This window comes from Microvirga aerophila (assembly GCF_003332305.1).
Taxonomy (GTDB): domain Bacteria; phylum Pseudomonadota; class Alphaproteobacteria; order Rhizobiales; family Beijerinckiaceae; genus Microvirga; species Microvirga aerophila.
The window spans coordinates 39,775-60,467 of sequence record NZ_QOIO01000026.1; the positions used below are offsets into that span (position 1 = coordinate 39,775).

Sequence of the window (20,693 nt, forward strand, 5' to 3'; positions counted from 1 at the left end):
CGAGACCCATGGCTTCCTCCCGTCCCGTCCAAGCCGGCGACCACGTCTTCCTCGTCGACGGCTCCTCCTTCATCTACCGGGCCTACTTCCAGTCCATGAACCAGGACTCGAAGTACAATTCCCGCATCTCGGACGGGATGCCGACCGGGGCCGTGCGCCTCTTCGTGTCCAAGCTCCTGCAATTCGTCCGCGACGGCGCGGCGGGCCTCAAACCCACCCATCTGGCCATTGTGCTCGACAAGTCCGAGGGCTCGTTCCGCAAGGAACTCTACGAGGACTACAAGGGCCATCGGCCGGACGCGCCGGACGACCTGAAGGTGCAGATGCCCCTGATGCGCGAGGCGATCCGGGCCTTCGGTCTGGAGCCCATCGAGCAGGAGCGATACGAGGCGGACGACCTCATCGCCACCTACACGCAGGAGGCCAAGGCCCGGGGCGCGAACGTGCTCATCGTCTCGTCCGACAAGGACCTGATGCAGCTCGTGGGGCCGCTTGTGTGCTTCTACGATTTCGAATCCGGCTCCAAGGGCAAGCCCGGCTACCGGCCTGAGCGAAACCTGGACGAGGCGGCCGTCACCGAGCGCTGGGAGGGCATTCCGCCCGAGAAGATCGGGGACGTGCTGGCCCTCATGGGCGACACCTCCGACAACGTGCCGGGGGTGCCGGGCATCGGCCTGAAGACCGCCGCTCAGCTCATCAAGGACTTCGGCGACCTGGAAACCCTCCTGGAGCGCGCGCCCGAGATCAAGCAGCCCAAGCGCCGCGAGACCCTGATCAACAATGCCGAGTCGGCGCGGCTGTCCAAGAAGCTCGTAACCCTGGACTGCGCAGCCCCGTTGCCGGTGTCCCTGGACGAGCTGCGCCTGCCGGAGCCGGACCCGAAAACGCTCGTGGGCTTCCTGAAAGCCATGGAATTCAACTCGCTGACCCGGCGCGTAGCGGAACTCTATGACGCCGACCCGACGGCGATCGAGCCCGATCCGCGCCTCATGCCGGGTGGCGATGCGATCCGCTGGGAGCGGGTCGGCAGCACTCCGCCTCTGGACGAAACCGCCATGCCGTTCTTCGGCGCGGTCGACCCAGTCTCGGGGGAGGTCGATCCCTTCGCCGGGCTCGACCTGCCGGAAATCGCCGCGCGCAAACCCGTCGAGGGCTTGGGCACCCCGTCACAGCTTGCCGCAAGGCGCGCGACGGAAGCCTCGAGCATGCCCTTCGAGGTGCAAAATTATGAGACGGTCACGGACCTGGGACGCCTGAAGGAACTGGTTGCTCAAGGGCGCGAGAAGGGCGTTGTCGCGGTCGATACCGAGACCAGCGCCCTCGACGCGAACCTCGCCGATCTCGTGGGCTTCTCGCTTGCGCTGGAACCCGGCAAGGCGGTCTATGTGCCGCTCCAGCATCGCGGCGACTCGGATCTTTTCGGCGGCGGTCTCGTGCCGGGCCAGATCCCGGTCACGGATGCGCTCGATGCGATCCGTCCGCTCCTGGAGGACCCGGCGGTCCTCAAGATCGGCCAGAACCTGAAATACGATTGGATCGTATTCAAGCGCCACGGCATCGACGTGCGCCCCTTCGACGATACCATGCTGATCTCCTATGTGCTCGACGCCGGCAAAGGCCCGCACGGCATGGACGAGCTGTCCCGCCGCCATCTCGGGCACTCCCCCATCAGCTTCGGCGACGTGGCAGGCACCGGGCGTAGCAAAGTGACCTTCGACAAGGTCGAGATCGCAAAGGCAACCGCCTACGCAGCCGAAGACGCGGACGTGACCTTGCGCCTTTGGCAGATGCTGAAGCCCCGTCTCGGAGCCGAGCATCGCGCCACCGTCTACGAGACGCTGGAGCGTCCGATGGTCGACGTGGTGGCCAGGATGGAAATGCGCGGCATCGCGGTCGATCGCCAAATCCTCAGTCGCCTGTCTGGCGATTTCGCCCAGACGCTGGCGCGCCTTGAGGACGAGATCCATGAGATGGCCGGCGAGAAATTCGCCCTCGGCTCCCCGAAGCAGATCGGCGACATCCTGTTCGGCAAGATGGGTCTGCCCGGCGCGAAGAAGACCCCGTCCGGTCAATGGGCCACGCCCGCGACGCTTTTGGATGAACTGGCGCAGGCCGGCCATGAGCTGCCTGCCAAGATTCTCGAATGGCGTCAGCTCGCCAAGCTGAAATCGACCTATACAGATACCCTGCAGCAGCACATGCACCCTGAGACGAAGCGGGTGCACACTTCCTTCTCGCTCGCGGCCACCACCACGGGCCGCCTGTCGTCGTCCGAACCGAACCTGCAGAACATCCCGATCCGCACGGAAGCCGGCCGCAAGATCCGCCAGGCCTTCATCGCGCCGCCGGGCCACAAGATCATCTCGGCTGACTACAGCCAGATCGAGCTGCGGCTGCTCGCCCACATCGCCGACATCCCGCAATTGCAGGAGGCCTTCGCGCAAGGGATCGACATTCACGCGGCGACCGCCTCGGCCATGTTCGGCGTGCCCCTCGACCAGATGAACCCGGACCTGCGCCGTCAGGCCAAGACCATTAATTTCGGCATCATCTACGGCATCTCGGCCTTCGGGCTCGCGGTGCGCCTCGGCATCCCGAACACCGAGGCGGCCACCTTCATCAAGCAGTATTTCGAGCGCTTCCCGGGCATCCGCACCTATATCGACGAGACAAAGAAGTTCTGCCGCGAGAAGGGCTATGTGACGACCCTGTTCGGCCGCGTCTGCCATTACCCGCAGATCAAGTCGGGCAACCCGTCCGAGCGCGCGGGCGTGGAGCGCCAGGCGATCAACGCGCCGATCCAGGGCACCGCCGCCGACATCATCCGCCGCGCCATGGTGCGCATGGAGGATGCGCTTCGCGCCGAGCGCCTCTCCGCCCGCATGCTGCTGCAGGTCCACGACGAACTGGTGTTCGAAGCCCCCGACGACGAAGTGGACGCCACCCTGCCGGTGATCTCCCGCGTCATGACGGAAGCGCCCTTCCCGGCCGTGTCGCTGAAGGTGCCGCTCGCGGTCGAAGCCCGCGCCGCGCACAACTGGGACGAGGCGCACTGAATCGAACCCCTGGAGCGCCTCATGAGCTATGAACTCTACTATTGGCCCATGATCCAGGGACGCGGAGAGTTCGTGCGGCTCGCCCTCGAAGAGGCAGGTGCGGATTACGTCGATGTCGCCCGCGGACCCGAGGGCGTATCGGCCATGATGCGGATGATGGAAAGCGTCGAGCATCCGCCCTTCGCGCCGCCCTTCCTGAAGGACGGCGATCTCGTCATCGGCCAGACGCCGGCGATCCTGCTCTATCTCGGCGCGCGCCATGGCCTCGCGCCGAAGGACCCGGCAGGGGGGTTATGGACGCACCAAGTCCAGCTCACGATCTCGGATTTCGTAGCGGAAGCCCACGACACCCACCATCCGGTGGCGGTCAGCCTCTACTATGAGGACCAGAAGGACGAAGCTCGCCTCCGCGCCAAGGAGTTTCGCCAGAATCGCATTCCTAAATTTCTCGGATGGTTCGAGAATGTGCTGGCCAGGAATCCCTCAGGCGGACCGCACCTCGTCGGTACCGCGGTCACCTATGCGGACCTGTCTCTGTTCCAGGTCGTTGAAGGCCTGTCCTACGCGTTCCCGAAGACCACGAGGCGCGCCCTGAAGGATGCGCCACGCATTGCCGTCCTCCACGAAGCCGTGGCGGAGCGGCCGCGCATCAAGGCCTATCTCAGGAGCGAACGTCGCATCCCGTTCAATGAGGAAGGGCTCTTCCGGCATTACCCCGAATTGGAGGAGTAACGCGGAAGGACGCGCCTTGCATGGCAACGATGCGTTAAGGGCGTGGGCTTAAACTTCGCGATCCAGATCACGACATCGTCCATCATAAAGAAGCCACGAAAGAGGCTTTTGCACGGATGGGCAGGACGACACGATCTTGACCGCGCCGGGAGCCGAGCATGAGTGACGAAAACGAAACCGTTGCGACCCGCCTCTGGCGTGACCGGGTGCAAATCCGCGAGCAGGAGCGGAACGACGCCCAGGCCCGAGCCCGCATCGCCGAGGAGAAGGTGGCGATCCTCATGGCCGAGAACGACCGGCTCACGGCCGAGAACGCCCGTCTGCGCGCGCTCATCAACCCGGATACGAACCAGGCCCGCAGCGAGACGGAGCAGCAGATGGAAGCCCTCAAGGGCGCGCTGCTGCCGCTCCTGTCCCAGCCGTCCATGCGTCTGAATTCGTAACCGCCGACCGCCTCACGCGGCCAGCCGGTTCATGGCCTCGTTCAGGCACTGAACCTCGATGCCGCCCTTGGCGCTGGCGACCAGGGTGCAGCCCTTGGGCACCTCCTGCCAGCCCCTGTCCTTGTCGTCGATGGGCTCCGACACCACCAGAAGACTGCCGTTCTCCTCGCGGAAATAGAGGGTCGGCGGCTTGCCGTCGCAGGCCCAGCGGTAGGCCCAGAGGCTGTCGCCATCGGTCACGGCGGCGGTGAAGCGCAGCGGCTCCTCGATTCCCGCCTCGTTCATCAGACCCCGCACCAGCTTGAGGGTGCGGGCCATGGCGGCGACCGGATCGTCCTTCAGGCCGCTGGCGAGGGCCGCCAGGAAGATCGCCTCCGAGTCGGTGGTGCCGAGGCGACCGTCGTAGAGATCGTCTGGGATCAGGGCTTCGAGGCGGCGCTTGATGCGGGCATAGCCGCCGATCTGCCCGTTATGCATGAACAGGTGGCGCCCGTGGGCGAAGGGGTGGCAGTTGGCCCGGGTGGTCGAGGTGCCGGTGGAGGCGCGCACATGGGCGAAGAACAGGCCGGAGCGCACCTGGTCGCAGAGGCTTCTCAGATTCTCGTCCGACCAGGCGGGGCGAACCTCCCGGTAAATGCCGGGCTCGGGGCGCTCGCCGTACCATCCGATGCCGAACCCGTCGCCGTTGGTACCCGTCTTGGCCTCGACCGCGTGAAGCGATTGGTGGACCAGGGAATGGGCCGGAGCACAGACCAGATCGGCAAGGAAGATCGGCTCTCCCCTGTAGGCGAGAAAGCGGCACATCGGACAGGCACCCCCACGCATGCGCGATTTTTATGAGACCTTGTTTACTCTGTTTTACTTATGGTGAACACCCGGTTAACAGCCCGGCTGTTGCGGCCACATCGCCATTCCCCTAAAGCTGGCCATACCAAGAAAACACCGGTCAACCGGCAAGGGGGATCTCAAGACATGTTTCGCGCATTGGGGCTACTGCTCGCAACTTCCCTAAGCCTGCTGCCCGAGGCCGCCGCTGCGGCGGAATTCGATGGGCGCACGCTCGGGTTCGCCTGGGCCCTGCCATTCGTGGGCATCCTGCTGTGCATTGCGCTCTTTCCCCTCCTGGCGTCCCATGCCTGGGAACATCACCAGGGCAAGATCGCAGCCCTCTGGGGCCTCCTGGTCCTTGTCCCGATGGCGGCGATCTTCGGCCCCATGACGGCCGTTCACGCGCTGGCTCACACGGCGTTCCTCGAATACATCCCGTTCATCCTGCTGCTCCTGGCCCTGTTCACGGTGGCGGGCGGCATTCTCATCCGCGGCAACATCCACGGCGCGCCGGTCGCCAACACGGTGCTGCTCGCCATCGGCACGGTGCTGGCGAGCTTCATCGGCACGACGGGCGCATCCATGGTGATGATCCGCCCGGTGCTGCGCGCCAATGACGACCGGGTGCACAATGCCCATGTGGTGGTGTTCTTCATCTTTCTGGTGTCGAATATCGGCGGCTCCCTGACGCCGCTCGGGGACCCCCCGCTCTTCCTCGGCTTCCTGCGCGGCGTCGATTTTTTCTGGACCACTACCCACCTGCTGCCAGAAACCCTTTTCGCCAGTGCCGTCGTGCTCGCGGTCTTCTTCGTCCTCGACACCTACCTGTACAAGAAGGAAGGGCGCATCAAGCCCGATCCGACGCCGGACAAGCCGGTGCGCGTGACGGGCGGCATCAACTTCTTCCTGATCCTCACCATCATCGGCGCCATCCTGTTCAGCGCCACCGTGGATCTCGGCCGTTTCACGGTGCTCGGCACCGAGATCGAGGTTGCCAATGCGGTGCGCGATCTCATCATGATCGTTGTGACGATCATGTCACTCGCCCTCACCCCGAAGGCAAACCGGGAGGAGAACGGCTTCTCCTGGGGACCGATCAAGGAAGTGGCGAAGCTCTTCGCGGGCATTTTCATCGCCATCATCCCGGTGCTCGCCATGCTCAAAGCCGGCAGCGAGGGCGCCTTCGCGCCGCTGGTGGCTTTGGTGTCGAACCCGGACGGCACGCCGAACAACGCCGCCTATTTCTGGCTCACGGGTGGCCTGTCGTCGTTCCTCGACAATGCCCCTACCTACCTGGTGTTCTTCGAACTCGCCGGCGGCAATCCGCAGACCCTGATGACCCAGGGCGCGCTGACGCTCGCGGCCATTTCGGCAGGCGCAGTGTTCATGGGGGCGAACTCCTATATCGGCAACGCCCCCAACTTCATGGTCTATGCGATTGCCCGCGAGGGCGGCGTCAAGATGCCGAGCTTCTTCGGCTATCTCGTCTGGTCCGGAGCGATCCTGATCCCGACCTTCCTGCTCGTGACGCTGCTGTTCTTCCGGGGCTAACCGGGTCGTCATTCCGGGGCCGCGCAAGCGAGAGCCCTGAATCGAATGCTGGATCTTGTCGGTCCTCATCCTGAGGAGCCACGCAGTGGCGTCTCGAAGGATGTTTCAGTGCCCTCTGGAGACGCCTTGCCCTTCGAGACGTTGCGCTCCTCAGGGTGAGGCTATGGAAGCGGCGGGTATCTGGAGCAATCGCCTCCTACACCTCTAGCCTCCCGGCCACATCCTCGGCCAGCGACAGGCTCGACGTGAGCCCTGGGCTTTCGATTCCGAACAGGTGCACCAAGCCCGGCTGACCGTGCTCGGCCGGGCCGTCGATCATGAAATCCGCCGCCTTCTCGCCTGGTCCGGTGAGTTTCGGACGGATACCGGAATAATCCGGAACGAGCGCGCCGTCCGGCAGGCCTGGCCAATAGCGGCGGATGGAGGCGTAAAAACTCTCGGCCCGTTTCGGATCGACCTCGTAGATCTCCCGGTCGATCCACTCCACGTCGGGACCGAAGCGCATGCGCCCGTTGAGGTCGAGGGTCACATGGGTGCCGAGCCCCCCATCCACGGGAGCAGGATAAATCAAGCGCGAGAAGGCAGGTTTGCCGACACATCCGAAATAGTTGCCCTTGGCCAGGACAAGGCGCGGCACCCGCTCTTGCGGATAGCCTTCCGTCGCGTGGGCAATCGCCTGCGCGCCCAGGCCGGCTGCATTCACCACCGCGTCGACCGTGAGCGCCGTGGGCTCAGGCCCGCCCACATGGACCTCCCAGCCCTCCCCCGCCCTCTTGATGCGCTCGACCGGTGCATGAAACGCGATGACGCCGCCCGCGGATTCCAGGTCGCCCTCGAGCGCCAGCATGAGGGCATGGCTGTCGATGATGCCCGTCTCCTTGGAGAGGATCGCTCCTGTGCAGGCGAGGTTCGGCTCGAGCGACCTCGCCTTCTCGACCGTCAGATACTCGAGGCCCTCGACGCCGTTGGCGATGCCTTGTTCGTAGATGCCTTCGATCTTGGCCTGCTCCAGCGCGTTCGTCGCCACGATAAGCTTGCCGCACTTGGCATGGGGCACCCCGTGGCTCCGGCAGAAATCGTAGAGCATGCGCCGACCGGCAACGCAGTAGCGCGCGCGCAGCGAACCCGTCGGGTAGTACATCCCCGCATGGATCACCTCGCTGTTGCGCGAGGACACGCCGTTGCCGATTCCGCCGGTCGCCTCGGCCACGATGACCCCATGACTGCGCAACGCCAGCGCCCTTGCGATGGCGAGTCCGACAACACCGCCGCCGATGACGAGAACTTCCATCCGGGAACCCTAAAGCATCTCTAGGCTGCGCATCGTCTGAGGCGGAAAACCAGGACCGCTTTTCCGCACGATGCGCAGAAATAAAAACGGCGGCCCGAGAGCCGCCGTTCATGTAAGGCAAAATCGAAGCTGCGTCAGGCCGCAATCGACATCTGCGGAGCAGCCGCGCGCACGTCGGCGTCCACATGATCCTCGAAGCGCTTGAAGTTCTCCTTGAACATGTCGACAAGGCGCTTGGCGGTCTCGGCAAAAGCCGCCTTATCTTGCCAAGTCTTGACCGGGTAGAGGATGTGCGGCTCGACGCCCGGCACCGAGGTCGGCACCGCGAAGCCGAAATAGGGGTCGCGGCGAAAATCGGCCCGGTTGAGGGAGCCGTCGAGGGCAGCCGTGAGCAGGCGGCGGGTGACGCGGATCGGCATGCGCCGGCCGACGCCGAACTTGCCGCCGGTCCAGCCGGTGTTGACGAGCCAGCAATCCACATGGTGCTTGCCGATGAGGTCCCGCAGCAGGTTGCCGTAGACCGACGGATGACGCGGCATGAACGGCGCGCCGAAGCAGGTGGAGAACGTGGCCTCCGGGTCCTTCACGCCTTTCTCGGTGCCGGCCACCTTGGCGGTGTAGCCGGACAGGAAGTGATACATGGCCTCGGCGGGCGTGAGCTTGGCGATGGGGGGCAGAACCCCGAAGGCGTCGCAGGTGAGCATCACGATGTTCTTCGGGATGCCGGCGCGGCCCGTCTCGCTCGCATTGGGAATGAAGTAGAGCGGATAGGCGCCGCGGGTGTTCTCGGTGCGGGACGCGTCGTCGAAATCCGGAATGCGCGTGATCGGATCGACGATCACGTTCTCCAGCACCGTGCCGAAACGCTCGGTGGTGGCGAAGATCTCCGGCTCCGCCTCGCGGGACAGGCGGATCATCTTGGCGTAGCAGCCGCCCTCGAAATTGAAGACGCCCTTGGGGCTCCAACCGTGCTCGTCATCGCCCAGAAGGATGCGGTTCGGATCAGCCGACAGGGTGGTCTTGCCGGTTCCCGAGAGGCCGAAGAACAGGGCGACGTCGTTGTCCCGGCCCACATTCGCCGAGCAGTGCATCGGCATGATGTTCTGCGGAGGCAGCACGTAGTTGAGATAGGTGAAGACCGACTTCTTCATCTCGCCCGCATAGGACGAGCCGCCGATCAGCACGATCTTGCGGGCGAAGTTGACCGCGATCACCGTCTCGGACCGGCAACCGTGGCGAGCCGGATCGGCCTTGAAGGACGGCAGGTCGATGATGGTGAGATCCGGCGCGAAGCCCGGAAGGTCGCCCCGGTCGGGACGGATCAGCAGGTTGCGGATGAACAGGGAGTGCCAGGCATATTCCGTGAAGACCCGGGCCTTGACCCGGTAAGCCGGCTCGGCTCCGCCGTAGAGGTCCTGCGCGAACAGCTCCTTGCCCTCCGCATGGGCCAGGAAGTCCTCCAGCAGGGTGTCGAAATTGCCAGGGGTGATCGCGCCGTTGTTGTCCCACCAGACATTGTCCTCGGTGGTTTCGTCGCGCACCACGAACTTGTCCTTGGGCGAGCGGCCGGTATGAACCCCGGTTTCCGCCAGCAGCGCACCACCCTGAATGATCTGGGTCTCGCCGCGGGCAATGGACTGCTCATACAGCGAAGGCGCTTCGAGGTTCCAATAGACCCGCTTGAGATTGCGGAAGCCGGAGGTCTCAGCCCCCTGCGCGCTGTTGAAAACGCCGATAGTTTCCACGGAAGACTACTCCCTGATCGCAAGCCACTGCGCGGCCTGATGTTTGCCGACAAAATGGCGCTACATTGTTGTTGTTCAAGTCACACCGCCCAAGCTTTGCCGTTTATGCCGAAAAAGGCCTGGGCGGTGCGGACATGACACCATTCCATCGCATTCTATTCGCCCTCAGGCTAGGTCGTCCCGGGCCTGTTGGGCGAGATTTTTCAGCGCAAGGCGGAGCTTTTCAGGGTTAACCACCGGCTCCGGGAACGCCACCCTCGCCGTCTGGTCCCCCAGCATCAGGTCGATCCCGTCCGGGTCGAGCCCCGTGGTCCGCCATGCCCCCGGCGCAGCTCCGGCGAAGTGCGTCGCATAAAGCTGCAGAGCCTCGCGGTAGTCCTCGTTCATATGCGCGACGGCGCTCGCTTCGGCCTCGATCAAGGTCTCGGCCCTAGAAACGTCCGTGCGCAGGTCCGCGCCCGACAGGGTAGCGGCCTTGGCGAAGCCGCCGTTGAGATGGCCGGCCAGGATCTCAAGGCGCCAGAACGAGAAATCTGGAAAGTCCACATAGAGTTCGGCCTTGGGGTGCCGGGCGAGAAACCGGGCGCGGATGCGGGGCAGATCGGTTCGTTCCGCCCGGCCGATCACAGTCAGGCGCGGATGAGCCAGGGGATCGCCCTTGCCCGTCTGCGCGAGGAGAAGGGATACCTGCGGCTCACGCTCAAGATTGGCCGTATGGCTGGACAGGCGCGATGTCAGCAGGATCGGGGAGCCGTCGATGTCGGTGGCGACCGTCACGAGCGTTGCAAACGGAAAGCCCTGGCTGTCGAGGGTCGCGAGAGCGCCGGACCGGATCGTGCGCAGAAGGTGCTTGCCCAGGGCGACGCCGTCGAACCCTTGAATCGCCTGACCCGGCTTATCCATAATCGTTCATCTCCTGTTGGATCGACAGGCCTATCATCGGAATTGTGTCCTGGCCCTGGCATGGCGCAGGATGCACCTTATTTATGCCACCAGAAAGGCGCAGTTGGGCACGTATCGCTCCCTGCCGCGTTGTCAGGCCAGAGGCCGGCGAGATTTGCCGATCATGGCCCTCCGAGTTTAGCTAAGGAAGACTTCATGCCAACGATCGCCCTTGTCGATGACGATCGCAACATCCTGACTTCGGTCTCCATCGCCCTCGAGGCGGAAGGCTACCGCATTCAGACCTATACCGACGGGGCCTCGGCCCTGGATGGCCTGAAGCATGCCCCGCCGGACCTGGCGATCTTCGACATCAAGATGCCGCGCATGGACGGCATGGAGCTCCTGCGCCGCCTGCGCCAGAAATCGGACCTGCCGGTGATCTTCCTGACCTCGAAGGACGAGGAGATCGACGAGTTGTTCGGCCTGAAGATGGGCGCGGACGACTTCATCCGCAAACCGTTCTCCCAGCGTCTTCTCGTGGAGCGCGTCAAGGCAGTGCTGCGCCGCTTCGCCCCCAAGGACCAGACAGTCCCTCGCGAGACCGACGCCAAAGCCCTGGAGCGCGGCCAGCTCAAGATGGACCCGGAGCGGCATGCCTGCACCTGGAAGGGCGAGCCAGTGACCCTAACGGTCACCGAGTTCCTGATCCTGCAGGCCCTCGCGACCCGCCCGGGCGTGGTCAAAAGCCGCAACGCCCTCATGGATGCGGCCTATGACGACCAGGTTTATGTGGACGACCGCACCATCGACAGCCACATCAAGCGCCTGCGCAAGAAGTTCAAGATGGTTGATAACAGTTTCGAAATGATCGAAACCCTCTATGGCGTCGGCTATCGCTTCAAGGAAGCCTAAGGCCACTGAAGCGACCTGCGAGGTCGATTTCGGCCGGGCGAAAGCCGGCCGCCGCCAAGACCTTACGGAACCACCGAAACGGAAGGGCATGATCCGTTTTCACCGGATTGTGCTTTAATGGATGCATGAAGGCTGATCCGATCCACGTCGAGGCCCTTGCCGAAGACGCGCCGGCCCCGCGCGGCACCCTGGCGCGCCTGAGGGGTCTCGGCCGCATGCTCGCGCAGCGCGCCTCGTCGAGCCTGACGCGGCGCATCGTCGTGCTCAATCTCGCGGGCCTCGTGGCGCTCCTCGTCGGCTTCCTGTACCTCAACCAGTTCCGCGAGGGCCTGATCGAGGCGCGGGTGCAGAGCCTTCTGATCCAGGGCGAGATCATCGCGGGCGCCATCGCGGGCTCGGCCACGGTGGACACGAACGCCATCACCATCGATCCGGACAAGCTCCTCCAGATGCAGGCGGGCGAGACGGAAGGGTTTTCCGACGAATACCTCTCTTCCCTCGAATTCTCGATCAACCCCGAACGGGTCGCCCCTCTTCTGCGCAGGCTGGTGACGCCGACCCAGACGCGAGCCCGAATCTTCGACCGGGAAGGAGCGCTGCTCCTCGATTCCCGCACGTTCTATTCCCGCGGCGACATCATGCGCCTCGAGCTGCCACCGGTTCCGGCTGAGGACACCACAAGCGCCATGGAGCGCGCCTGGAACTCCATTCGCAAGATGTTCCGGCGCACCAAGCGCCCGGTGCGCGAAGAGGTGGGACCGGCCAACGGAAAGTCCCTGCCGGAGGTGCAGCAGGCCTTCGCGGGCAAGCAGTCGAGCGGCGTGCGCGTCAACGCCCGGGGCGAGACCATCGTGTCGGTCGCGGTGCCGATCCAGCGCTTCAGAGCCGTGCAGGGGGTGCTGCTTCTCTCGACCCAGGAAGGCGACATCGACGCCATCATCGCGTCCGAGCGGTTCGCCCTGCTCCAGGTCTTCCTCGTGGCCGCCGTGGTGATGATCCTTTTGTCCCTCCTGCTCGCCGGCGCCATCGCCGGACCGGTCCGGCGCTTGGCTGAGGCGGCCGAGCGGGTGCGGTGGGGCACCCAGTCCCGTCAGGAAATTCCCGATTTCACCAACCGCTCCGACGAGATCGGCCATCTTTCTGGCGCGCTGCGGGACATGACCAGGGCGCTCTACAACCGGATCGACGCGATCGAGAGCTTCGCAGCGGACGTCGCCCACGAATTGAAGAACCCGCTCACATCGCTGCGCAGCGCAGTCGAGACCCTGCCGCTCGCCCGGAGCGAGGATTCGCAGAAGCGGCTCATGTCGATCATCCAGCATGACGTGAGGCGGCTCGACCGCCTGATCAGCGACATCTCGGACGCGTCCAGGCTGGATGCCGAGCTGGCGCGGGCCGATGCGGAGTCCATCGACATGGCGCACCTGTTGCAGGCGGTCGTCTCCGTGGCCAACGAACGCCGGCAGAAGGACGATCCTCCCATCAGGCTCACGATCGAGCAGCACCCGCGAGGGCGCGACTCCTTCCTGGTCATCGGACACGACAGCCGCCTGGGTCAGGTGTTCAACAACCTGATCGACAACGCCCGCTCGTTCTCGCCGCCCGACGGGAGCGTCCGCGTCACCCTGCGGCGGCGCAAGGCGCAGGTCGAGGTGGTCGTCGAGGATGACGGCCCGGGAATAGAGCCCCATGCCCTCGACCGGATCTTCGAGCGCTTCTATACCGACCGGCCGGAGCAGGGCTTCGGCCAGAATTCAGGTCTTGGCCTGTCGATCTCGCGCCAGATCATCGAGGCCCATCGCGGCAAGATCCGGGCCGAGAACCGGCTCGGTCCTCCCGACGAAACCGGGGAGCCCCGGCGGCTGGGGGCGCGCTTCATCATCCGCCTGCCGGCGGCGGGGCAGAAGGGATGACCCCGTCTCGAGGCATCCCCGAGACGATCCACGCCTCCTGCGTGGTCGTCGGAGAGGCCGGATTGCTTATCCGGGGCGCATCGGATGCGGGGAAGTCGTCCCTTGCCCGAGAAATCATCTTCCACGCTGCACAGGCCGGTCGGTTCAGCCGCCTCGTCAGCGATGACAGGACGCGGGTCCAGGCCCTTCATGGCCGCTTGGTCGCCTGGCCGACCGACCCGCTCGCCGGCTGCATCGAGGTGCGGGGCGTCGGCATCGTCCGCCGCCCCTTCGAACCCTCGGCCGTCGTCCGGCTGATCGTCGATCTGTCGGAGGATCCGGAGCGCTATCCGGAAGAGTTGGAGGGCCACGCTGGCCTCTGCGGCGTCATGGTCCCTCGCCTTCATATGAGAACAGGGGCATTTTCGGCCGACATCGCCCTGGGTCGCCTGAGTGGTGTTTGCGACACGGTCGTGACACTGTGATGAACATTTCGTCGCAAACGCTCTTGCGCTTGGCTTCGCGGTGCACAAAATAGCGGCTCCGCTCCCCGGAGCGTTCGGACCTGGAAATTATGATTGGAATGGTGCTCGTCACCCACGGGCAGCTCGCGACGGAATTCAAAGCCGCGCTTGAGCATGTGGTGGGGCCTCAAGAGCAGCTCGAAACGATCACGATCGGCCCCGATGACGATATGGAAACACGGCGCAAGGATATCATGGCCGCCGTGTGCAACGTCAATTCGGGCCAGGGCGTCGTGGTCCTCACCGACATGTTCGGGGGCACCCCCTCGAACCTCGCCCTGTCATGCATGAACGGCAGCTCCGTGGAGGTGGTCGCCGGCATCAACCTGCCGATGCTGATCAAGCTCGCGAGCGTCCGGGACGAGGAGTCCCTCACGGACGCTGTCTCCCACGCGCAGGAAGCCGGGCGCAAATACATCAACGTCGCGTCGCGCGTTCTGTCCGGAAAGTAAGCCTATGCAGCGCAGCCTTGATGACGATTGTCCCCCGGCCCCGGTTCCCGATGGAGCCCAGGCTCGCGAGATTCCGATCATCAACCGCCGGGGCCTCCATGCCCGCGCTTCCGCGAAATTCGTCCAGACGGTCGAGCGCTTCGATTCCGACGTGACGGTGACCCGCTGCGGCGAGACGGTCGGCGGCCGCTCCATCATGGGCCTCCTGACCCTCGCGGCGGCGCAGGGCACCTCCATCACGGTTACGGCCAAGGGCCCGGATGCCGAGGCCTGCCTCCAGGCCATCGGCGATCTCCTGGCCAACCGGTTCGGCGAAGACGAGTAGCAATCAAGATATAAAGACATCTTTATATCTTGATTGCTTCCTGGCCGGCTCTCTGGTAGAGACGGGCTCAATCCGACACGCCACGTCATCTAACGCCAAGTGAGATCATCATGAGCCAAGCCGCTCTGAAGAGCGCGAACGACGCGCACGATTATATCGTCAAAGACATCAGCCTCGCCGAGTTCGGCCGCAAGGAGATCTCGATCGCCGAAACCGAGATGCCCGGCCTGATGGCGGTTCGCGAGGAATACGGCCCGAAGCAGCCCCTCAAGGGCGCCCGCATCGCCGGCTCGCTCCACATGACCATTCAGACAGCGGTTCTGATCGAGACCTTGAAGGCTCTCGGAGCCGATGTCCGCTGGGTGTCCTGCAACATCTACTCCACCCAGGATCACGCCGCCGCGGCGATTGCGGCTGCGGGCATTCCGGTCTTCGCCTATAAGGGCGAGACCCTCACCGAGTACTGGGACTACACCGCCAAGCTGTTCGACTGGCATGGCGGCGGCGTGCCCAACATGATCCTGGACGACGGCGGCGACGCCACCATGCTGGTCCATCTCGGCCTGCGCGCCGAGCAGGGCGACGTGGCGTTCCTCGAGACGCCCGGCGCGGAAGAGGAAGAGGTTCTGTTCGCCCTGATCAAGCGCCTCCTCCAGGAGAAGCCGAAGGGCTGGTTCGCCGAGGTCGCCAAGTCGATCAAGGGCGTCTCGGAAGAGACCACCACGGGCGTTCACCGCCTCTACATCATGGCCAAGGAAGGCAAGCTTCTGTTCCCGGCCATCAACGTCAACGACTCGGTCACCAAGTCGAAGTTCGACAACCTCTACGGCTGCCGTGAGTCGCTCGTGGACGGCATCCGCCGCGGCACGGACGTGATGATGGCCGGCAAGGTCGCCATGGTGGCGGGCTTCGGCGACGTGGGCAAGGGTTCGGCCGCTTCGCTCCGTCAGGCCGGCTGCCGCGTGCTCGTGTCCGAAGTCGATCCGATCTGCGCCCTTCAGGCCGCCATGGAAGGCTATGAGGTCACGACCATGGAGGACGCGGCTCCCCGCGCCGACATCTTCGTCACCGCCACCGGCAACAAGGACGTGATCACCCTCGACCACATGCGCGCCATGAAGGACCGGGCGATCGTCTGCAACATCGGCCACTTCGACAACGAGATCCAGGTTGCGGGCCTCAAGAATCTCAAGTGGACCAACATCAAGCCGCAGGTCGACGAGATCACGTTCGCGGACGGCCACCGCATCATCCTGCTGTCGGAAGGCCGCCTCGTGAACCTCGGCAACGCCATGGGTCACCCGTCCTTCGTGATGTCGGCCTCGTTCACGAACCAGACGCTCGCCCAGATCGAGCTGTGGAACAACGCAGGCAAGTACGAGAAGAAGGTCTACACCCTGCCCAAGCACCTGGACGAGAAGGTGGCCTCGCTGCATCTCGATAAGATCGGCGTGAAGCTCACCAAGCTGCGCCCCGATCAGGCCTCCTACATCGGCGTCAGCGAGACCGGTCCGTTCAAGCCGGATCACTACCGCTACTGATCGCCCGTCGACGATCAAACCCTTGAGAAAAGCCCGGCAATGCCGGGCTTTTTTCTTGCGCAAGGCCAGACGTCCCATCCGAATCGGCGCGATTTCCGCCGCGCGAAATAAGCCTGACGCAAGGTTAGTGGCCGATTGTCCACAGGTTCTCCAAAGGAAGCTTAAGAGGGCCTTAACCCTCTTTCTGGCGGAGTCATCGGTGGTCTATTGTGAACGCGAATCGTCCGGCGTGTCGGGTTTCACAAACCGTGCCGGCAGTTCCGTTCATGCGTAACCGAAAACCCCTCTGCGGCGATCGAAATCCGCCGGGGCAAGAACATTTTTGGCTCTTTTTCAAGAGCTTCCAACGACCGGGAAGGACAGCGCGGCATGGCCGAGGCCACGGAGCACAAGGGCGCAGACGAGACGGCGGGAATTCTCGCCGCGGCCCGGGCTCCCCTGGCGTTCACCCTGCTGGCGGGTACGTCCTGGCCGGCGCTCGCCGCCGACGTCACCCTCCCGTTCACCAAAGAAGCCCTGGATTTCTTCGGATTCCTGCAAAGCTACAACCTCCACAACGCCGCCTCTTTCGGCATTTTCTTAGGGTTGGTGGCTTTCTCGACCACGACCGCCCTGATGCTGCTGCAGCAGCAGCGGCGCTCCTCCCGGCGCGAGCGGGCCTTGCGGGCGGAGCTCGCCGCGTTGCGCGGCGCCGATGACCTCGCGGCCCTGCTCATGGGCTCGGAGCGTCAGCTCCTGGTGAGCTGGCAGGGGCGGGACGGCGAGCCGCGATTCGAGGGCGATCCGTCCATCGTGGCGGACGGCGCTCCGGCCAAGCGCGCCTTGGCGTTCGGTGCATGGCTCGCGCCAAGCGACGCCGCCGCTGTCGAGGCCGCTCTCGAGCAGTTGAAACAACGCGGCGAAAGCTTCCGGCTGACGGCCAGGGCGCTTGCCAACCGGTTCATCGACGTGGAAGGCCGCACCATGGGCGGCCGGGCGATCCTGCGGCTGCGCGACATCACCGGAGACCGGTCCGAACTGCTGAAAGCGCGCTCGGACCTTCTGGCGGCCCGAGGCGACCTGCGGTCGATGACCACGCTTCTCGATGCGGTCGCCTACCCGCTGTGGATCCGCGATGCGGAGAACAGGCTCGTGTGGGCGAACCAGGCTTATCTGCGCTCCGTCGAGGCGTCCGACCTGGACGACGCGGCAAGCCGCTCCCTGGAGCTGCTCGACCAGCAGACCCGCGATGAATCGAAACGCCAGCGCATGACCGGCGGAACGTTCACAGCCCGCGTCACCGCCTTCATGGCCGGCCAGCGCGCCGTGCTCGACGTGGTCGAGCGGCCGACAGTGGGCGGCAGCGCCGGCATCGCCGTGGACGTATCGGAACTCGAATCGGTCCGCACCGACCTGCAGCGCCAGATGGACGCTCATGTGCGCACCCTCGACCAGCTGCCGACGGCGGTTGCGATCTTCGATGCCAAGCAGCACCTCATCTTCAGCAACGCGGCCTATCAGCGCCTCTGGAATCTCGACCACGCATTCTTAAGCTCGCGCCCGACGGACAGCGAAGTGCTTGATCGTCTGCGCGCCGGGCGCAAGCTCCCGGAGCAGGCCGATTTCCGCGCCTGGAAGGCGGATTTCCTCACCGGCTATCAGGCGGTCGAGCCCCAGGAAATCTGGTGGCACCTGCCGGACCGCCGGACCCTGCGCGTCGTCATCAACCCGAATCCTCGGGGCGGCGTGACCTACCTGTTCGATGACGTGAGCGAACGCTTCGAGCTGGAATCGCAGGTGACGGCATTGACCCGCGTGCAGAGCGAGACCCTCGACACCTTGAAGGAAGGCGTTGTGGTGTTCGGCTCGGACGGACGGCTCAAGTTGCACAACCGCGCTTTCGCGGACATGTGGAGCCTGCCGTCCGACCTGCCGGCCGAGCACCCGCATATCGACGTGGTCATCAAGGCCTGCCGACTGCTGGCTCCGCGCGAAGAGCCGTGGATCGACATTCGCGGCGCAGTCGCAGGGCTTGCGGACATGCGCATGGGTCTCAGCTGCCGCATGGAGCGTCGGGACGGCTCCGCGGTCGATTGCACCGCGCAGCCCCTGCCGGATGGCGCGACGCTCCTGACCTTCATCGACGTGACCGCAAGCGTCAGCGTGGAGCGCGCTCTGACCGAGCGCAACGACGCGCTGGAGCGGGCTTCGCGCCTGCGCGACGAGTTCGTGCACCACGTGTCCTACGAGCTGCGCTCGCCGCTGACCAACGTCATCGGCTTCACGCAGCTTCTCGGCGACGAGACGGTGGGCGCGCTCAATCCACGCCAGCGGGATTACGCGGATCACATCATGCGCTCCTCGGCGGCGCTTCTGGCGATCCTCAACGACATTCTGGATCTGGCATCCATCGACACCGGCTCCCTGGAACTGGTGCCGGAGATCGTCGACATCCGCTCCACCATCGAGGCCGCCATGCGGGGCCTCGAGGACCGGCTCACGGAATCCACCCTTAACGTGATCATCGACGCGCCGGACGACATCGGCTCCTTCGTGGCCGACGGCAAGCGCATCCGGCAGATCCTGTTCAACCTCCTGTCCAACGCGGTCGGGTTCTCAGGCCCTGGCCAGACCATCCAGGTCAGCGCCCGGAAGACAGGCGGCGAAGTGATCTTCACCGTGAGGGATCAGGGACGCGGCATGCCGCCCGAGATCAAGGCCCGCATCTTCGACCGGTTCGAGAGCCACACCCTGGGGACGCGCCATCGCGGCGTTGGCTTGGGACTGTCCATCGTCCGCTCCTTCGTGGAGCTCCATGGCGGCCGCATCGACGTATCCTCGGAGCCCGGCAAGGGCACCACGGTCACCTGCGCGTTCCCGAACGAGCGGATGGAATCGCCGTCGGATGGCCGTTCCGCGCAGAATGCGCTACCACCGATCGCTGCCGAGTAGGATCGGCGATGGTGAATGGATTGGCCCGCATGTCCGACGAAGATGAGGCGCAGGACCTCTGGATCGTGACCCTTCCGGATCACGAAGCGACGGAGCGTCTTGCTCGAATCGTGGCCGAAGAGCTCAAGCCCGGCGATCTCGTCACGCTTTCGGGGGGCCTCGGCGCGGGCAAGACCACCCTGGCGCGCGCCCTCATCCGCGCGCTGGCGGGCGACCCGGAGCTGGAGGTTCCAAGCCCGACCTTCACGTTGATGCAGGTCTATGACGGCTCTCGTTCTCCGATCGTGCACGCGGATTTCTACCGCCTGTCGGGCGGCTACGAACTGGTCGAGCTCGGCTGGGACGAGATGACCGAGAACGCCGTCACGCTGGTCGAATGGCCCGAGCGTGCGGACGACGCCCTGAGGGAAGAGCGCCTCGACATCGCTCTCGACATTGCACCCAGCGGCGGCCGGGTCGCGACGCTCTCGGCCACGAGGGCATTCCTGCCCCGCCTCCTGCGGCTCAAAGCCTATCGCGGCATCGTCGAGCGCTGCGGTTGGGCGGATGCGGTGCGCAAGCCGATGCCCGGAGACGCATCCGTCATCCGATCCTACGAGCGCCTTGTGAAGCCCACGGGCGAAACCGCCCTGCTGATGATCTCGCCTCCCCGTCCCGTCGGCCCGCCGGTGCGCCGCGGCAAGCCCTACACGACGATCGCGAAACTTGCCGAGACGGTTCATGCTTTCGTGGCCGTGGACCGGGGCCTGCGCTCGCTGGGGCTCAGCGCGCCCGAGATCTACGGCGAAGACCTCGAGACCGGCCTGTTGCTGATCGAGGATCTCGGTTCCGAGCCGGTCATCGACGCAAACGGCCCAGTCCCGGAGCGATACGCCGAGGCGACACGGGTCCTGGTGCACCTCCACGGCACAGTCTTGCCGCAGGTTCTGCCCGCCGCGGAAGGCCATGACCACTCCATTCCGCCCTACGACCTGGAAGCGCTCCTGATCGAGGTGGAGCTTCTGGCGGACTGGTATGTGCCGCACATCATCGGCAATCAGCTGTCGGGATCCGCGCGGGCGGAATTCGTCAATCTCTGGTCGGAGGTTCTGGGCGAAATCATCGCCGCGCCCACCACCTGGACGTTGCGCGACTTCCATTCGCCCAACCTGATCTGGATGCCCGAGCGGGAAGGCCTGCAGCGGGTCGGCATCATCGACTTCCAGGACGCGGTGCTGGGCTCGCCCGCCTACGACGTGGCGTCCCTCCTGCAGGATGCGCGGGTGACCGTGCCGCCGGAACTGGAACTCAAGCTCATCGGGCTCTACGCCCGCGAGCGCAAGCAGTTCGACCGTAACTTCGACGTGGCGGCCTTTGCCCGCGCCTATGCGATCATGGGCACGCAGCGCGCCACCAAGATCCTCGGCATCTTCGCCCGGCTCGACCTGAGGGACGGTAAGCCGCATTACCTCAAGCACCTGCCGCGCATCGAAACCTATCTTGCCCGCAACCTCGCCCATCCGGCGCTGGCAAAGCTGAAGGGTTGGTACGAGCGCTATCTGCCTCGCCTCATCCCCGTGGACGACACGCCCCCCTCTTCTTAGAG

General features: G+C 64.9%; 16 protein-coding genes. 12 read left to right on the plus strand and 4 right to left on the minus strand.

The features are described from left to right. The first annotated feature begins 8 nt into the window (after nt 1–8). From polA to DRB19_RS15575, 3 genes are all read left to right on the plus strand, one after another. Complete coding sequence (gene polA / locus DRB19_RS15565; RefSeq protein ID WP_114186946.1) at nt 9–3,056, plus strand: DNA polymerase I; 3,048 nt, start codon at nt 9–11, stop codon at nt 3,054–3,056. A 21-nt stretch (nt 3,057–3,077) separates the two neighbouring features. After that, nucleotides 3,078–3,788 carry a glutathione S-transferase gene (locus tag DRB19_RS15570; RefSeq protein ID WP_114186947.1) on the plus strand — a complete coding sequence of 237 codons (711 nt, stop codon included), beginning with the start codon at nt 3,078–3,080 and terminating at the stop codon, nt 3,786–3,788. 158 nt (nt 3,789–3,946) lie between these two features. Continuing rightward, nucleotides 3,947–4,231 carry a hypothetical protein gene (locus DRB19_RS15575; RefSeq protein ID WP_114186948.1) on the plus strand — a complete coding sequence of 95 codons (285 nt, stop codon included), beginning with the start codon at nt 3,947–3,949 and terminating at the stop codon, nt 4,229–4,231. A gap of 12 nt (nt 4,232–4,243) precedes the next feature. On the opposite strand, the gene DRB19_RS15580 is transcribed toward DRB19_RS15575, so the two are convergent. Continuing rightward, nucleotides 4,244–5,035 (minus strand): class II glutamine amidotransferase, encoded by a 792-nt coding sequence (locus DRB19_RS15580; protein ID WP_114186949.1) that lies wholly within the window; start codon nt 5,033–5,035, stop codon nt 4,244–4,246. 168 nt (nt 5,036–5,203) lie between these two features. On the opposite strand from DRB19_RS15580, the gene DRB19_RS15585 reads away from it, so the two are divergent. Further along, nucleotides 5,204–6,610 carry a sodium:proton antiporter gene (locus tag DRB19_RS15585; protein ID WP_114186950.1) on the plus strand — a complete coding sequence of 469 codons (1,407 nt, stop codon included), beginning with the start codon at nt 5,204–5,206 and terminating at the stop codon, nt 6,608–6,610. A gap of 196 nt (nt 6,611–6,806) precedes the next feature. Here the strand turns inward: DRB19_RS15585 and DRB19_RS15590 are convergent, their stop codons facing one another. From DRB19_RS15590 to DRB19_RS15600, 3 genes are all read right to left on the minus strand, one after another. After that, the gene (locus DRB19_RS15590) at nt 6,807–7,901 is read right to left on the minus strand and encodes an NAD(P)/FAD-dependent oxidoreductase (RefSeq protein WP_114186951.1); all 1,095 of its coding nucleotides are present in this window, start codon (nt 7,899–7,901) and stop codon (nt 6,807–6,809) included. A 134-nt stretch (nt 7,902–8,035) separates the two neighbouring features. Then, nucleotides 8,036–9,646 (minus strand): phosphoenolpyruvate carboxykinase, encoded by a 1,611-nt coding sequence (locus DRB19_RS15595; protein WP_114186952.1) that lies wholly within the window; start codon nt 9,644–9,646, stop codon nt 8,036–8,038. A 165-nt stretch (nt 9,647–9,811) separates the two neighbouring features. Beyond that, on the minus strand, nt 9,812–10,549 hold the full coding sequence (locus DRB19_RS15600) for a HugZ family pyridoxamine 5'-phosphate oxidase (protein ID WP_114186953.1): 738 nt from the start codon (nt 10,547–10,549) through the stop codon (nt 9,812–9,814). A 195-nt stretch (nt 10,550–10,744) separates the two neighbouring features. Here DRB19_RS15600 and DRB19_RS15605 point away from each other — a divergent pair, with 195 nt between their 5' ends. The 8 genes from DRB19_RS15605 to tsaE all read left to right on the plus strand — a co-directional run bounded on the left by DRB19_RS15605 (nt 10,745) and on the right by tsaE (nt 20,691). After that, nucleotides 10,745–11,443 carry a response regulator transcription factor gene (locus DRB19_RS15605; RefSeq protein ID WP_114186954.1) on the plus strand — a complete coding sequence of 233 codons (699 nt, stop codon included), beginning with the start codon at nt 10,745–10,747 and terminating at the stop codon, nt 11,441–11,443. A gap of 125 nt (nt 11,444–11,568) precedes the next feature. After that, nucleotides 11,569–13,356, plus strand: a complete 1,788-nt coding sequence (locus DRB19_RS15610) for a sensor histidine kinase (protein ID WP_114186955.1) — start codon at nt 11,569–11,571, stop codon at nt 13,354–13,356. Next, complete coding sequence (locus DRB19_RS15615) at nt 13,353–13,820, plus strand: HPr kinase/phosphorylase (RefSeq protein WP_114186956.1); 468 nt, start codon at nt 13,353–13,355, stop codon at nt 13,818–13,820. The genes DRB19_RS15610 and DRB19_RS15615 overlap by 4 nt, the downstream gene beginning before the upstream one ends. An 89-nt stretch (nt 13,821–13,909) precedes the next feature. Next, nucleotides 13,910–14,311 (plus strand): PTS sugar transporter subunit IIA, encoded by a 402-nt coding sequence (locus DRB19_RS15620; protein WP_114186957.1) that lies wholly within the window; start codon nt 13,910–13,912, stop codon nt 14,309–14,311. 4 nt (nt 14,312–14,315) lie between these two features. After that, nucleotides 14,316–14,636, plus strand: coding sequence for an HPr family phosphocarrier protein (locus DRB19_RS15625; protein WP_114186958.1), 321 nt, complete (start codon nt 14,316–14,318; stop codon nt 14,634–14,636). A gap of 110 nt (nt 14,637–14,746) precedes the next feature. Beyond that, on the plus strand, nt 14,747–16,177 hold the full coding sequence (gene ahcY / locus DRB19_RS15630; protein ID WP_114186959.1) for an adenosylhomocysteinase: 1,431 nt from the start codon (nt 14,747–14,749) through the stop codon (nt 16,175–16,177). A gap of 369 nt (nt 16,178–16,546) precedes the next feature. Then, complete coding sequence (locus DRB19_RS15635) at nt 16,547–19,108, plus strand: sensor histidine kinase (protein WP_114186960.1); 2,562 nt, start codon at nt 16,547–16,549, stop codon at nt 19,106–19,108. A gap of 29 nt (nt 19,109–19,137) precedes the next feature. Continuing rightward, nucleotides 19,138–20,691, plus strand: a complete 1,554-nt coding sequence (gene tsaE, locus DRB19_RS15640; RefSeq protein WP_245439542.1) for a tRNA (adenosine(37)-N6)-threonylcarbamoyltransferase complex ATPase subunit type 1 TsaE — start codon at nt 19,138–19,140, stop codon at nt 20,689–20,691. The last annotated feature ends 2 nt before the right edge of the window (nt 20,692–20,693 follow it).